This window comes from Clostridium malenominatum (genome assembly GCF_039521365.1).
Taxonomy (GTDB): Bacteria; Bacillota; Clostridia; order Clostridiales; family Clostridiaceae; genus Clostridium_AW; species Clostridium_AW malenominatum.
Window position 1 is genome coordinate 115,114 of the sequence record NZ_BAAACF010000006.1, and the last position, 14,046, is coordinate 129,159.

At 29.7% G+C, this 14,046-nt stretch carries 21 protein-coding genes, 1 pseudogene and 1 riboswitch; of the genes and pseudogenes, 3 read left to right on the forward strand and 19 right to left on the reverse strand.

Annotated features, from left to right (window positions below):
* The first annotated feature begins 74 nt into the window (after nt 1–74).
* Nucleotides 75–199: riboswitch (cyclic di-AMP (ydaO/yuaA leader) on the forward strand.
* A 4-nt stretch (nt 200–203) separates the two neighbouring features.
* On the forward strand, nt 204–968 hold the full coding sequence (locus ABDZ69_RS14935; protein ID WP_343770890.1) for a LysM peptidoglycan-binding domain-containing protein: 765 nt from the start codon (nt 204–206) through the stop codon (nt 966–968).
* A gap of 156 nt (nt 969–1,124) precedes the next feature.
* Here ABDZ69_RS14935 and ABDZ69_RS14940 read toward each other — a convergent pair whose 3' ends face one another.
* The 8 genes from ABDZ69_RS14940 to ABDZ69_RS14975 all read right to left on the reverse strand — a co-directional run bounded on the left by ABDZ69_RS14940 (nt 1,125) and on the right by ABDZ69_RS14975 (nt 6,294).
* Nucleotides 1,125–1,724 carry a DUF3137 domain-containing protein gene (locus tag ABDZ69_RS14940; RefSeq protein ID WP_343770891.1) on the reverse strand — a complete coding sequence of 200 codons (600 nt, stop codon included), beginning with the start codon at nt 1,722–1,724 and terminating at the stop codon, nt 1,125–1,127.
* Between the two features lie 23 nt (nt 1,725–1,747).
* Nucleotides 1,748–2,167 (reverse strand): PPC domain-containing DNA-binding protein, encoded by a 420-nt coding sequence (locus ABDZ69_RS14945; RefSeq protein ID WP_343770893.1) that lies wholly within the window; start codon nt 2,165–2,167, stop codon nt 1,748–1,750.
* Nucleotides 2,168–2,866 carry an alpha/beta hydrolase gene (locus ABDZ69_RS14950; protein WP_343770894.1) on the reverse strand — a complete coding sequence of 233 codons (699 nt, stop codon included), beginning with the start codon at nt 2,864–2,866 and terminating at the stop codon, nt 2,168–2,170. It abuts the gene before it with no gap.
* Between the two features lie 13 nt (nt 2,867–2,879).
* Nucleotides 2,880–3,641: a hypothetical protein gene (locus ABDZ69_RS14955; protein WP_343770896.1), complete on the reverse strand. Its 762-nt coding sequence runs from the start codon at nt 3,639–3,641 to the stop codon at nt 2,880–2,882.
* Nucleotides 3,642–3,661: 20 nt separating this feature from the next.
* On the reverse strand, nt 3,662–4,189 hold the full coding sequence (locus tag ABDZ69_RS14960) for a GNAT family N-acetyltransferase (RefSeq protein ID WP_343770897.1): 528 nt from the start codon (nt 4,187–4,189) through the stop codon (nt 3,662–3,664).
* Nucleotides 4,190–4,199: 10 nt separating this feature from the next.
* Nucleotides 4,200–4,664, reverse strand: coding sequence for a pyridoxamine 5'-phosphate oxidase family protein (locus ABDZ69_RS14965; protein ID WP_343770898.1), 465 nt, complete (start codon nt 4,662–4,664; stop codon nt 4,200–4,202).
* Between the two features lie 12 nt (nt 4,665–4,676).
* Nucleotides 4,677–5,513, reverse strand: coding sequence for a PhzF family phenazine biosynthesis protein (locus ABDZ69_RS14970; protein WP_343770900.1), 837 nt, complete (start codon nt 5,511–5,513; stop codon nt 4,677–4,679).
* Between the two features lie 151 nt (nt 5,514–5,664).
* On the reverse strand, nt 5,665–6,294 hold the full coding sequence (locus tag ABDZ69_RS14975) for a hypothetical protein (RefSeq protein WP_343770901.1): 630 nt from the start codon (nt 6,292–6,294) through the stop codon (nt 5,665–5,667).
* A 153-nt stretch (nt 6,295–6,447) separates the two neighbouring features.
* Here ABDZ69_RS14975 and ABDZ69_RS14980 point away from each other — a divergent pair, with 153 nt between their 5' ends.
* On the forward strand, nt 6,448–7,062 hold the full coding sequence (locus ABDZ69_RS14980; protein WP_343770903.1) for a hypothetical protein: 615 nt from the start codon (nt 6,448–6,450) through the stop codon (nt 7,060–7,062).
* A gap of 9 nt (nt 7,063–7,071) precedes the next feature.
* Here the strand turns inward: ABDZ69_RS14980 and ABDZ69_RS14985 are convergent, their stop codons facing one another.
* The 10 genes from ABDZ69_RS14985 to ABDZ69_RS15030 all read right to left on the reverse strand — a co-directional run bounded on the left by ABDZ69_RS14985 (nt 7,072) and on the right by ABDZ69_RS15030 (nt 12,140).
* Nucleotides 7,072–7,668, reverse strand: a complete 597-nt coding sequence (locus ABDZ69_RS14985) for a class I SAM-dependent methyltransferase (protein ID WP_343770904.1) — start codon at nt 7,666–7,668, stop codon at nt 7,072–7,074.
* A gap of 27 nt (nt 7,669–7,695) precedes the next feature.
* Nucleotides 7,696–8,082, reverse strand: coding sequence for an ACT domain-containing protein (locus tag ABDZ69_RS14990; RefSeq protein WP_343770906.1), 387 nt, complete (start codon nt 8,080–8,082; stop codon nt 7,696–7,698).
* 15 nt (nt 8,083–8,097) lie between these two features.
* On the reverse strand, nt 8,098–8,790 hold the full coding sequence (locus ABDZ69_RS14995) for a hypothetical protein (protein WP_343770908.1): 693 nt from the start codon (nt 8,788–8,790) through the stop codon (nt 8,098–8,100).
* 89 nt (nt 8,791–8,879) lie between these two features.
* On the reverse strand, nt 8,880–9,422 hold the full coding sequence (locus ABDZ69_RS15000; protein WP_343770910.1) for a GNAT family N-acetyltransferase: 543 nt from the start codon (nt 9,420–9,422) through the stop codon (nt 8,880–8,882).
* Nucleotides 9,423–9,510: 88 nt separating this feature from the next.
* Complete coding sequence (locus ABDZ69_RS15005) at nt 9,511–9,843, reverse strand: hypothetical protein (RefSeq protein ID WP_343770911.1); 333 nt, start codon at nt 9,841–9,843, stop codon at nt 9,511–9,513.
* Between the two features lie 21 nt (nt 9,844–9,864).
* Complete coding sequence (locus ABDZ69_RS15010) at nt 9,865–10,482, reverse strand: lactate utilization protein (RefSeq protein WP_343770913.1); 618 nt, start codon at nt 10,480–10,482, stop codon at nt 9,865–9,867.
* A gap of 139 nt (nt 10,483–10,621) precedes the next feature.
* A complete protein-coding gene (locus ABDZ69_RS15015) occupies nt 10,622–11,023 on the reverse strand; it encodes a VanW family protein (protein WP_343770915.1) in 402 nt (133 codons plus the stop codon).
* A 9-nt stretch (nt 11,024–11,032) separates the two neighbouring features.
* On the reverse strand, nt 11,033–11,422 hold the full coding sequence (locus tag ABDZ69_RS15020; protein WP_343770917.1) for a hypothetical protein: 390 nt from the start codon (nt 11,420–11,422) through the stop codon (nt 11,033–11,035).
* 9 nt (nt 11,423–11,431) lie between these two features.
* The gene (locus ABDZ69_RS15025; protein WP_343770919.1) at nt 11,432–11,800 is read right to left on the reverse strand and encodes a hypothetical protein; all 369 of its coding nucleotides are present in this window, start codon (nt 11,798–11,800) and stop codon (nt 11,432–11,434) included.
* A gap of 16 nt (nt 11,801–11,816) precedes the next feature.
* Nucleotides 11,817–12,140, reverse strand: coding sequence for a thioredoxin family protein (locus ABDZ69_RS15030; RefSeq protein WP_343770921.1), 324 nt, complete (start codon nt 12,138–12,140; stop codon nt 11,817–11,819).
* A 170-nt stretch (nt 12,141–12,310) separates the two neighbouring features.
* Here ABDZ69_RS15030 and ABDZ69_RS15035 point away from each other — a divergent pair.
* Nucleotides 12,311–12,433: pseudogene (locus ABDZ69_RS15035) on the forward strand (L,D-transpeptidase); the annotation flags it as partial.
* An 82-nt stretch (nt 12,434–12,515) separates the two neighbouring features.
* On the opposite strand, the gene ABDZ69_RS15040 reads toward ABDZ69_RS15035, so the two are convergent.
* Nucleotides 12,516–14,021, reverse strand: coding sequence for a 4Fe-4S dicluster domain-containing protein (locus ABDZ69_RS15040; RefSeq protein ID WP_343770923.1), 1,506 nt, complete (start codon nt 14,019–14,021; stop codon nt 12,516–12,518).
* Nucleotides 14,022–14,046: the final 25 nt, after the last annotated feature.

Below are 14,046 nucleotides of genomic sequence, written 5' to 3' on the forward strand. Positions count from 1 at the left end.
CCACAATTAACCTAAGTTACCAAAATTCCACCATGGACATGTCTCCTAACCCTTTGTTAAAATGGCACTAGTTCATAAAAACTACGCCGAATCTTCTTATGAAGTACCGGGGATACTTTTGGGGTGAATCTCACATTGTAGTAGGGTACCTCTGACCCGAACCCGTCAACTAACCTGGGAGGCAATTTAGAGGAGGTTTATTAATGATGAAAAGAAAATCTTTAAAAACATTTCTAACTGCGCTAGGTTTAACACTAACCTTATATAGTCCAGCATTTGCAGGAAACTATACTGTAGTTTCTGGTGACTCTCTATACAAGATAGGAACGGTTTTTAATACCACATCAAGCAATTTAATGGCAAGTAATAATATTGCAGGAAGTAATATTTATCCTGGACAAGTACTAAAAGTTCCTTGTGAAACTTACACTGTAAAAAGTGGTGATAGCTTATATTTAATCGCTAAAAAATATGGTATAAGCTTGTATGATTTGAGAAAAGCAAATAATAAATGGAACGATACACTTTATATTGGACAAGTTCTTAATGTACCTAAGACAAACTCTAATGTAGGTACTTCAGCAGTTAATCCAGTTATAAAATATACTGCTGCTGATTTGGATCTTTTAGCAAGACTTGTAACAGCAGAGGCGCAGGATCAACCTTATAATGCCCAAGTAGCTGTAGCAGCTGTTGTAATAAATAGAGTAAAAAGTTCACAGTTCCCAAATACCATTTCTTCTGTAATTTATGAAAAAAGCAATGGATACTACCAATTTTGCCCTGTTTCAAATGGTTGGATAAACAAACCTGCTACCGAAACTTCTAAAAAAGCTGCTAAAGAGGCTTTATCTGGGGTAGACGCAAGCAAGGGTGCTTTATACTACTTTGACGATAGTGCTACAAATAAATGGATATGGTCTAGACCTATGACAGCTCGAATTGGTAATATGATTTACGTGAAATAAAATTGCAGGGCAATTTTATTTAGTTTTTTAGATAATTAGTTTTATAGTTGTGGTGGAAATCCCCTTGGGGGGATTTCTTTTCTATGAAATTCCTTATAAGGAATTTCCACATTAACTAAAACACTAAAAACTATTTAAAAATTGCTCTGCAATTTTTTATAATTCCACATTTGGATTTTTTCTTTGAATTATTTCTAAATCAGCCATTCTATTTAATATAACTTCAAATAGCTTAAATATACTTTTTAAAGTTTCTATATCCTTTATGACTCCACTACCTGTAAATTCTAATATGGCTACATCTTCTGGATATTTAGGACCGAGAAATCCTCCACTTTCTTTTATCTCTAGATTTATTCTATCTTGTGCTTGTATTAAATTTCTAACTTCTGTGATAGACAATATATTCTTTATAGATTCTTCATTATTTCCTTTTATGACAAAGTTATTGTCAAAGTCTTCAATACCTATCTCTATATCCTGCATCCCTAACATTTTTGCTAAATCACTAAAAATGCCTTCTTTATATATTTTAAAATAAATATCCTGATTTTTTAAAAAAGCGGCTCTAAATCTAGTGTAAGTAGCTGAGGTTTTACCTGTGGATACTGTGTAGGTATCTAAAAGTATAGCCCAGTAGTCCTTATTCACTATAACTTTAGGGACGGAAAATATACCTCCCTCGGTAAAATCCCCATTAATTTCCTCACTTAACTGTGCCCAAACTTCTTTTAAGCTAGGTCCAAAAATACCCATGATTACCCTCCCCCAGATCTTATTTAAAATTTAATCAACTTGATTCCTATTTCTTCATTAAGATACTTACTGGCTTCCCCCTCAATTGCATTTAGTACTATTTCACAAGTAACGCTTATAATAGCTGAATTTAAATGACCACCTCTAACCTTAAAATCTTTATCACTTATGTTTACATGTATGTGAGGTATTATTTCATCACCTGATAAAATAACATTTCCTGTAAGAGATGTTATCTCAAAATCCTCATGAAAACTTTGCTTATTGTAATACTTTTTATCTAATTCATATATACCAATGGTAATATCATTAGTTGCTCCTATTCCTGTTATAGATGCTAGCTTAATTTTTTCTTTCATACATATTTCTTTAATAGATTCTATTATTTCCTCGCCCTTATCTAATCTTATAAGGTATTTATCTCCAAATCTTCTGTAATCCATCTAATTTTCTCCTTTATTTAAAACCTTTTTTGAAAATTCATATAAATCATTAAAAAGAGCTTCTCTTTCAGCTCCACAACAAATTATATGATCTGAGTTTTTATAGTATTTTAGTTTTTTCATCTTAGAAGCTGAATTATCATAAATATATTTACCACTTCTATGGTGCACTGTATCATCAATTAATCCTTGAGCTACAAATATAGGGCAATTAATTTCTTTTATAAGAGGCTTAGTTTTTGCAAGAAGTATTCTAAAATTAACCATGGCTTTCAAAGGTATTCTCACTGTTGCATTAAAATATTTTTGAAGATTTTTATATTGTCTTTTCTTAAAATCCTCTATTATATTTAAAGAAACTCTTTTTATATCCCAATAATATATAGGAGCACATAGCGTAGCAATTCCTTCTACCTTATGCTTTAAGACTAAGTTAACACCTATAAGCCCTCCCATAGAAAAGCCTACTACAAATATCTTATGGCATTGTTTTTTAAGTTCTAATAAGCTTTCTTCTGCAGAAGCTATCCACTCTTCGTAGTTAGTTTTCTTTAAATCTTTTCTCATACCTGTATGCCCATCTAATACCGGACAAGCTGTTAAATATCCCTTATCTTTTAAAAAACAATTTAATGGCTCTATTTCTTGTAGTCCACCTGCAAAACCATGTATTATAACAAAACCAATTTTACCCTCCATTTTTATCTATCTCCTATTCTGCGTATTCTCTCCTTATAAATTCTATCCAATTATTATATATATCATCCTCAGATACGCCGAATATTTTTTCATAGTCTTTAGGGTTTTTAACTAAACTTAACACTTTATCCATGCCATACTCTTCCTCTAAAAAGTGAATATAGGTGTAGGATGCTCCATACATTCCACTATTTCCAAACTTTATGGGATTACTTATTTTAGTATCTTCAATAGTTGGAATAGCATTTATTTTATAATTTGGTTTTGTATTTCCTGACAAATAGCCTGCTAACCCTTCATTTAAGAACTTAGGTGCCTTCTTATTAATTTGATATACTACGGTGTGAACATATTCATGAACAGCAGCTTGTACTATACTTTCATAATTATGTTCAGTTCCTGGGTTTAGTGGTGATACTATAATTATTTTATCTTTAATATTATCTCCAATATACCAATCTGGACCTAACATAGTGCCTAAATATCCATACTTCTTTTTATGAAGGGTTTTTAAATCACCATATATGTAAACCTTAGATTTACTCCTATTTGTAAAATCCATGCTTTCATTTATACTTTTATACATGTTCTCCAAGGCCTTTTCAATATCTTCTATAGCCTTTTTATCTTTTTCTTCATAATAAAAATTAAAATGCTGGCTTTCCTTAGTTTTCATAGCATTGGTCTTTAATTTAAGTGTGGGTAGAATTAAAAGGAATGTAATTATTGCTAGAATAGATATTATTATAGCAATAAGCTTACTTAATTTTTTCATTTTCCCCTCCAAAATATTAATTAAACCACGGAATGATTCATTACTATTACTATATTTTCTTTATTTCCAATAGTTAAATTTACCCTTTTAACTTCTAAATATCCTATATTCCTCCAAAAATTTAACGCCTTACTATTGTCCTCTACTACTCCAATTCTTAATTTAGTCCCTTTGTTATCTTTAACCATATTACTTATTAATCCGTTTATTTTTTCCCCTAATCCTTTTCTTCTTTCCATAGGATGTATAAGTAGTAATCCCAAAATCCATTCACCTTTGTCTGGATAATCACGTACTAAATCCACTATAGCAACTAAATTTTTATCTTTAAATATTCCTAAAACATACTTTTCTTCATAGGTTTTATTTGGAGGTAAATCCTCTAAAATTTCTTTCCAAGTATCTTCTTTAGGTTCTTCTCCTGAAACAATATTATAATAGTCAGTACAATCTTCACATAATTTTTGTATTATATTCTTGTCTTTTATATTTAAGTTTCTTATAATATATTTTTCATTATTAATTTCTATACTATTTTGCTTAAACATATTATCCTTCCTATTTTCTAGTTTTCCCTGTAACCTTTTCTATGACTATTTTTATTACCTTTGTTCTATGAGCAGCTTTTTTTATATACTCAGCACCTGCTTCTAAATATTCTGGAGAATATTTTTCTATTATAGATAATAAAGCCTTCTCCTTTTCTTCTTCTATAACTTCATAAGCCTTACCAAAAACTAAAGAAGATTCGTATTTAGTGCTAAATTTTTCTGGAAGAAGTTGAGTTTTACCCACAACACAAAAGGAAACATTATTGTTTTTTTGTATACTATCTAATTTAAAACCTTCAACTGCGCAATGAAAATAAATTGAGTTATCAACTAATGTGTAGCTCATTGGTACTCCATATCCGTATCCATTTTCTCCAACCATAGATAATACTCCATATTCCCCATTTTTTAATATCTCCATGGCATCTTTTTCTTCTAAAATTCTATCTTGTCTTCTTACTTCTTTAAACATTTTTCCATCCTCCTAATAAAAAATTTCACCTTTTAAAACTATAACTCCTTCACCTATCATTTCCATACGTCCATTTTGAAGAAGCTTTATGACAATTTCTCCTCCTCTTTCTGAGGCTTGATATGCTCTAAATTCTTTTCTCCCTAATTTATCTCCCCAGTATCTCCCAAGTATTGTATGCACAGTTCCTGTTACTGGATCTTCATTTATTCCTGCCCAAGGATTAAAATATCTTGTTACAAAATCATATTTCTCTCCCTCAGTAGTAACCCCTATCCCTTTAATATCAAGAGCAAAACTTAAATTTTTCATGCCTTCAAAGTTTGGCTTTAGATTTATGATTTCCTCTTCCTTTTCTACTTCTATAACTAATTTCTTTGTATTTTTTCCGTAAACTGCTTCTTTATAACTGTTGATTCCCATAGCTTTTAATAATTCCTTAGGCGCTTCTACAGTTTCATATTCATCCATAGGGAAATCTAAAATAATTCCATCTTTATCTTTTTTAGCTACTAAAACTCCGCTTTGGGTACTAAAATGAATTTCTTCTCCTTCAAACCCTAGATCTTCAAATAAAACCTTTGCCGTAGCTAAAGTACCGTGACCACACATGGATACTTCAACCTTTGGCGTAAACCATCTTAGGCTTAATTTATTGTTTTTATTTTTTATATCCTCTTCTGTTACTACTAGAAAAGCCGTTTCAGATAAATTTATTTCCCTAGCTATAAGCGCCATGCTTTCATCATCAATCTTTTCCTTCAGTATACATACTCCTGCTGGATTCCCTCCAAATGAAATATTTGTAAATGAATCTACTATGTACATTGGCAATTTATTTTTTCTCATCCTATTACCCCTCTCTCATTTAAAATACCATCTATAATAATCATTTTACCCTATAACCTTAGGTAATGGTCAATAATTTTTATCAATTTTCTGTAAAATATAATAATTTAAAAATACACTACATATTAAAATAAATGTAGTGCATTTTAATTTAAGCTAAAGCATCAATTTCTTTAGGCGATGTGGCTTCATTGTTTTTTTCTACAATAGAATTTTCTTCATCCTTAACATCTTTTTCAGTAGGTTTGGTAATCTTTTCAGTTATTTCTTTAATTTTTTTATTGATAGCATTAGCCATATTATCAAGTTTATCAGCTTTTTCCTCTTTTGCTTTAGCTATTTCAACTTTACCTCTGCCTTTATCTAGTTCTGCTTCCTTTTTTAATATACGAGATTCTCCTTGAATTTTAGTTTTCACTTTATTAATAGACTTAATTTTTTTATAATTTGTGCCAAATTCAGCGAATTGCTTCATTTCCTTACAACAAGCATCATCTTCCTTAGAACTATTACTTGCCTCTTTATTTTTTTTATCGTTAATCTTTTGAATCTTTTCCATTTGCTTTTGTTGAATAAGCTTATTTATATTTTCTATCTCTTCTTTTAAAGATTTAATTATCTCGTCCTTGGATTTATCATTTCCTTTTTCCTCATTTATCTTTTGTATTTGTTCTTGTATTCTCATTTTCTCCTTTTGTAAAAGCTTAACTTCGTTATTTACAAATTTAGTTTCTCTAGCAAAATCTTTAAAGTTTTTTCCTGCTATTGAAGATATGTTCATACCTAAAATCCTCCATAAATTTACTCTTTATCTTATTCTCGTTAAAAGTATTATTATCTTAACATGAAATTTCCAATGTTAATAATCTTTTACAGATTATCTCTCTCTTATATTACACACAATAAAATAAATGTATTAATGAGGTGATTTAAATTGAAGAAGAAAATATTATTCTTTGCATTTTTATTAATTATTGGATTAAGTAGCATAGTGTATGGTATGAACCTTCCTAAAGTTTTTATAATGGAGAAAGAAATTCCTAATAGTGGTGATTTTTTTGTAAAAGATAATACTGTTTATGTTAATGAAGAAGCTTTAAGGTGGAATTTAGGGATAGATGTGTTTTATGATAAAGATGAAAATAGAATTCGATTGTACCCTACAGATAAGATGCAATTGGAAGCTAGATGTGAAATGTTTGAAGAATTTGCAACACTTTTTACCCCAGCTAGCCCTGATGAAGTGGCTAATCTTTGGGCAGAAGGTGTTAAAACTAGAAATGGAGTATTGCAATATGTGGTATTCAATAAATCATTAAAGGATGAATTTTTTAAATCCGTTGGCCAATCTTGGGTTACCGGTGCTTCAAGCCCTTGGGTTGAAAGTTATAAAATTAATAAAGAAAAAATTGCCCCTAACTTATGGAAGTATACTATAACCTTTACTGCTACAACTTCCGCTAAAGATAAATATATATGGAATGCTGTTCTTACAGTTGGTAAAGAAAATGATAAATGGAGAATAGTTAAGCTAGAAAAGGATTTTTAATTAACTTAACTATTCATCTTTTTTACAAGAAAAGTAAAAAAAGTCTTGGTCTAATATTTCTACGTTTTTAAATTCGTATTCTTTACTTAATTTATTCAAAGTTTCATTATTAGGAATAGGCTCTCTAGTTGTAGAGTAGCCTATTTTTTTATGATGTAGCTTCAATCCTTCTCTAGTCCTTCCGTGAACTATTGAAAATTTTCCTCCCTTATTTAATACACTTTTAGCATTCTCAAATACTACATTCATATTTTCAAAGTGAGGAATACTATTAAAAATAACTACATAATCAAACTTTTTATTTAATATGATTTTTTTATCAAAATCCAAGCACATTGTATTAGCTTCAGGAAAAGCTAATCTTAATTCGCTTAACATATTTTCAGAAATATCTACAGCTACGTATTCACTTAATTTTTTATCTCTTAAAGCATAATACAGGATACCTGTCCCCGCTCCAACGTCAAAAAAGGAATGTCCATCAGAAACCTTTAATAAATTTACAGCCTTTTTTGCCATATTCACCTTTTCATCTGAATTATTTATTTTCCAGCTTTCATAAGTTCTATTAAAAAATTCTCTTTGGTCCTTTATTTCCATATTCATATTAAGCCTTTCTGATATGATATAATATTATTTAATTATATATCCCTCATTAGACAGTACCTTAATAGCATTATCCATATCTTTTTCCTTAACTAAAATATAATCAGTATCATAAGTAGAAATAGCAAATATACTAATACTATTTTTAGCAAGTAAGGTACTAATTGTTGAAAGTATCCCTATAAGAGCAAAGTCTAAAGGCCCTTCTACCTTTAATGCTTTCCATGGTTTTTCACACTTTATTCCCTGGGGAATAAACTTTAAGTCACAGAGAATAGATAATTCATCCTTAGTCTTTGTAATAGAATAAATTTCACTTTGGAGACACCAATGTGGAATATTATCTTCACTGCTTAATCTGCACACTCCAAAGATACCCTCTAATAATTTCATTTTCAATTGTATATTATTCATAGTAGGTTCTTCCTTTTATCTATAATTTACTTTTTCTAAATTTGGTACATGTTCAAATTCTATAGTTTTTTCATGATATAAAAATTTTACTCCGTCAATCCATTCTCCCTTATAATCCCTTTGTAAAAAGGTTTCTATAAGCCTGTCTTCTGTCGTAATCCCTCCAGCGGATCCCTGTAGAAAGCCCGTTGCCCAGGTGGGTGATTTCATGAGAGCAACATCTTTTATTCCTTCGTTGTCTTTTGATTCCTTAATATTAACTACGACTATTTTCTTTCCTTCCACCTCTTCTACTTTAGTCACTTCAATAGGCAAATTATTAAAATAGTAACTCGATAACTCCCCCGCAATTAAGTTAAGCTTTTGAATTAATGTCTTATCTTTTGGCATTATCATATAAAAGCCTATTTCCTGCTTATAAGTCTCCACATTAGCAGTGTACGCAGGTATCAATTCATATTTATCATTCTCTTTGTTTTCTTTAAACATTTCAATTATTGCTACTTGATCTTTTACTTTACTTTCTAGTGTTTTATATTTTTTATCTAAACCGCTGTACTTGTCCTTTAATTCATTATTATTTTCTTGGAGAGTTTTTATTTCAGTGTATAACTTTTCCTCCTGTACGTTTGTCCTATTAGAACATCCTATCATGGTTATACCTAAAAAAGTTGCAACAATTAAATTCAGTATTAATTTCTTCTTCATGTTTTCCTCCTTAAAATAACACAATATTCTATAGTTTTATTTTACCACTAAATAAGATAAAAAAATAGTAATACCTATTTTTAAGGGTATTACTTTAGAATATTTCTCCATTCATCCTCTAAAATGCTCATCTCATATAAATTCCAATAACCACTTTCTGCTTTTCTTACATCCCTTAAAAGTCCTTCCTTTTTTAAGCCAACTGCTTCATAACATTTTATAGCCCCTTCATTAAAATCAAAAACTCCCAAACTTATCCTATGTAGTTTAAATTCTTCAAATCCTATTTTCAATACTTCTCTCAGGGCAGCTTTGCCTATACCTTTTCCTCTTATTCCTTCGTTGCAAATAAAAAACTTTCCAACTCTTCCCGAATTACTTTTCATATCAATTTTACCTAGCTCAATCATTCCAACCATTTGATTTGTTTCCTTCAGTATTATTTTATATATAAATGTATCCGAATCTTTCTCATTAACACCAAAAGAAAAGTATTCTTTAATTTGTTCTACAGTTAGAGGATGCTTGTACCAAGGTCCTGCCCATACAAGTAATTCATCTGGAGAAGCATCTTTATTCCATTGAACTATTTTTTCAAAATCCTTTTCTTCTAAAAATTCTAATCTTATCATAGCCATCCCCTTATTTCTCATTTTAAATTATATTAGTATATTCAGTTATTTTTATCATCTTTCAATAATCGAAAAAATGTTATTATAATTATTGTAAATACATCAACATAATTAATTTACTAATTTTAATACTTTCTTTTATTGTCTCTACTCTTAAGCTTTTTATATAAAGAGCTGTTATAATAGGAACCATCAGAGTTAATATAAAAAAACTTATATTTTTTAATGCAACTTTCTTTATCTCACCTTTTAACATCCACCTAATTATTCCTATGAAACTTGCTATAGTTAAAAATATTCCAGTTATAATAAGCAATTTAGGTTCTTTAGTTTTTTCTAAAATAAAAAACCAAAAAATAAACACTATTACCAAAAAAGTTGGCAAAATCTCATTTTTATTAAATTTAAATTTTTTATTCATAACCCTCTCTCCTATTTATTTTTAAAATCCCTCTTCTTCTCCTACGATTATAACTATCATTCTATCCTTATCATGTTGTCCTTCAATAATTACAAGACTATTGCATACTCTATCAGGAGACTTACAATCTACACATCTACCTAATTCAACGCAAGGAGGATTAAAACCAGCTCTCTTTGCATTCTTAGGGGAAGCTATGTTTTTCACTCTATAAATTGCTTCTTCAAGTGAATTTGTTATCTTGTTTTCTCCTACAACTATAATTACTTTATCTGGACCATAAATCATAGCTGCAACTCTATTTCCACTATGATCTACATTTATTATATGCCCATCTATTGATATGGCATTTGTTCCTGTTATATACCAATCTGTTAATAAGGATTTTCTTTTTAATTCTCTAACTTCTTCTTTAGTTTTAGCCATTGTTTTATCTAAAACCTTATTTCCTCTCTTAGTTAAAATATTGGTAATATCCATTCTTTTTAACGTCACTGAGTTTCCAATTCCAACTAAAGAATCTTTGGGGATTAGATTTAGAATTTCATCTACTGCTTCTTCAAAGGTTTCTGCATAATATGAATTAATCTTTCTTTGATTAAGATTGTCCATTAATTTATTTATTTTTTCTTTACTCATTAATTTTCTCACCTATCCTCCATAAGTTTTAATGTTTTCGGGTAAAAGTGGCTCGTACATCATAATTGCATGATTTTCAGTAATGTATTCGTCTTTTAAAAACACTTCATCCTTGGTGAAAACTTTGCGATATATATTATTATGTCTTGTGTACCCTCCCCAAAATTCTTGATTTATATAATGTTCCTTCTACGTAACCTTTTCTTCTAGTTGGATTGCCTATAAGCCTCCAATATGAGAAGGTTTCTCCAGGCTTAATTATAATTTTATTTAAACTTTTTATAGCTATTTTCAAATTAGTTATTTTATTATGTTGCATCCACATATCTATATTCTTTAAATTCCTCAACAATGGAGTCTTGTGGGTGAAGTAAATATTGTAATATAATTCTTTTTCCACACTTTTTGAATACTTTTTACCACTAAAGAACCATTGAGCGTATCTTGTTATTTTATAATAACATTTCCCTAAAAACATTCTTATTTTTGTTCTTTTTATAGGTTTTAGTTTTCTTCCCTCCACAATACTATTTTTAAACATTTTATCTCCTTAAATATTTTTATCATTAATGCTGTCTGAAAACTTAAATCTCTCACTTTTTAAATAATTTCTAAACATGCTTGCTATAAACGACACCAAACAACTTATAAAAGTATATTTAAAATAGTTATTGCCTATTAAATTGTATAACTCCTTCACCACTAGGAATACTATTACAGCAATCCACATCCATGCTACTCCAACAATTAAATCAGTAATGGCAATCCATTTATATGTTTTGTATCTTTTTTTCTTTATAGTTATATAAACATCTAGCATAGTATTTATAAATACCATTATCATCATCGGTATTAGGAAATTAAAATTCTCTGTTACATATAGTAAAAATATACTTAGAACTAAAATTACTATTGTTCCTATTCGAAGTTTCTTTAACATATCACCCTCCTAAATATTTTTATTCTTATACTTTTCTTTCATAAATACAGGTTTTATTGAAGCCAGCAGTGCTATTCCAACACTATTTAATAACCAATAGTTTGCATTCTGTAAACCCTTACTATAAATAATAACAAATGAAGTTAGCCATAATGCATGTAATAAATCTATAAGTATAATTATTTTATATGTTTTATATTCCTTGATTGTAGCAGTCTGATATATATTTAACGCTATGCCTATATCTAGTAGAATAAAAATTGAGACAAGTACTTTCACATTTCCAGTTTTAAAATAAGTAATCAACAGTATTATAGATATAACACAAGCTACAAATATTACTAATTTCATCTTATCTTTTATTAGCCCTTTTAACATCTCTACCTCCAAACATTTATATTAATAGATTGTAATATTTATCTACTTTCTCCTCTAGTTCCATTACACTTATAAATCTAGCTTCTCTAATAATTTCTTTTTCATCAGCAAACATTAAAACACAAGGTAGTGTAAATACAAAAAACTCCCCTGCTGCCATGGTTACATTATCTATTTCTACCTTTCCTAGCTGAATTTTAGGATAGGATTTTAATAGTTCTTCTATCTTGGGAAGTAGTACATGACATACACTACAGCTATTAGATGAAAAATATATAAATGATAATCTATTTTCTTTTATAAAATTTTTTATTTCTTCTAATGAATTTAGCATTTTCATAAGTCTTCTCTCCTTTTCTCTTAACTATAATTATATCATAGTATTCTCCAACATTTGTAAATTAATTAAGGTATCTTAAAACAATCATCCATGACTTTGCATAGTATACACTAAGTTATCATTAACACTTGGAGGTAAGATGTTCAGTATTTTAATTAATATAGCCGCTAAATAATCCTTCTTCTATTGGCAAGGCTGTATCTAATGGGTGTATTAGATTGCATAATAAAGATGTACTAGAACTTGCTAATATAGTTCCTATTGGAACATCTGTAAAAATTATTAATAAGTAGTCTTTTAAATATCATTTTTTTAAAAATATAAGGCTTATATTAATGTAGCTTAGTATACATTAATACAAACCTTATATTTTATTTATTTAATTCTTAATTCTTTATCAATAACATCATTATCAAATGCAGTTTTATATTCTGACTCATTTTTGAAATTTATTACTGCCTTTTTAACTCTATTCATTGACGCTATTGTTCCTGGTCCAGCGATACAACCACCTGGGCATGCCATACCTTCAAGCAAATATCCATTCTTTTTTCCAGCCTTGGCTACCTTCATAAGCTTTACACATTCATGCAAAGTTGATACACCTTCTACATTAATTTCTTTTGAAGGATCAATAATCAAAGCAGTCTTTTTTACTGCCTCAGCCACTCCCCCTGCTATAGCATATCCTCGACCTAACGTTGAAGCATCCTGTATTTCTTTAGATACTTCTATTTCTGATAATTCTATTCCTTTGGCAACAAACATACCCATAAGTTCCTCAAAGGTTATTACAAAATGTACATAGTCCTTAACATCTTCTCTTAATGCTTCTAACTTCTTAGAAATACAAGGTCCTATAAATGTTATGTTTGCATCTGGGTCAATTTTCTTAATATGCTTTGCAGTCTCGACCATCGGAGAAGCAGAGTCAGATATATATTCATATTGATCGGGAAATAGCTTTTTAACCATTAAAGTCCAAGAATTACAACAGCTTGTTCCCATGTAAGGAATATCATTCGGTACTTTTTCAAGAAATTCTTTTGCTTCGTGAAGAGTGGTAATATCAGCTCCCAAGCTTACCTCTACCACATTTCTAAAGCCAAGCTGTTTTATACCCTCAAATATTTGAACCGGAGAAGCTAATGGTCCAAACTGACCCAAAAATGAGGGTGCTATTATGGCATACATATGAGTATTAGTCTTTAGTGATTTGATTAGTTGATATATTTGAGACTTATCTGCAATGGCTCCATAAGGACAATGAGTAATGCATCTTCCACAGGATACGCATCGGTCTCTGTTTATCTGAGCTCTTCCTAAATAATCACTATCTATTGCATTAACACCACATGCATCGGCACAAGGCCTTTCATATTTTACAATTGCACTATATGGGCAAGTTTCCTTACATCTACCACATTTAATACATTTATCCTGATCAATAATTGCTCTGTTTTTTCCTATAGAAACTGCATTTGTTGGACATACATTAGTACATGGATGAGCCAAGCACTTTCGACAATTGTCTGTTACATAAAATGATTTAGTCGGACATGCTTCACATGCATGGGTAATTACATTTACCAAAGGCTCAATAAATTGAGTTTTATCCACATCTACTTCGGAAATCCCATCAGTAACACGGTGATATTCAGTTGGTTTTCTTGCATCTAAACCCATTGTTAGTCTTAGTCGCTCGTCTACTATTGCTCTTTCTCTAAATATACTATCTCTATATATACCTACCTCATTAGGTAAAATTTCAAAAGATGCTTTCTCTAATTCGCTTAAATCAGAACCATCGTATGCCATTTTGGCAATGGTGGAAAATACCTTTCTCCTAATATTAATTAGATTAACATAGCTTTCTTTCATAATAGATTTTTCCTCCGTAGTTTTC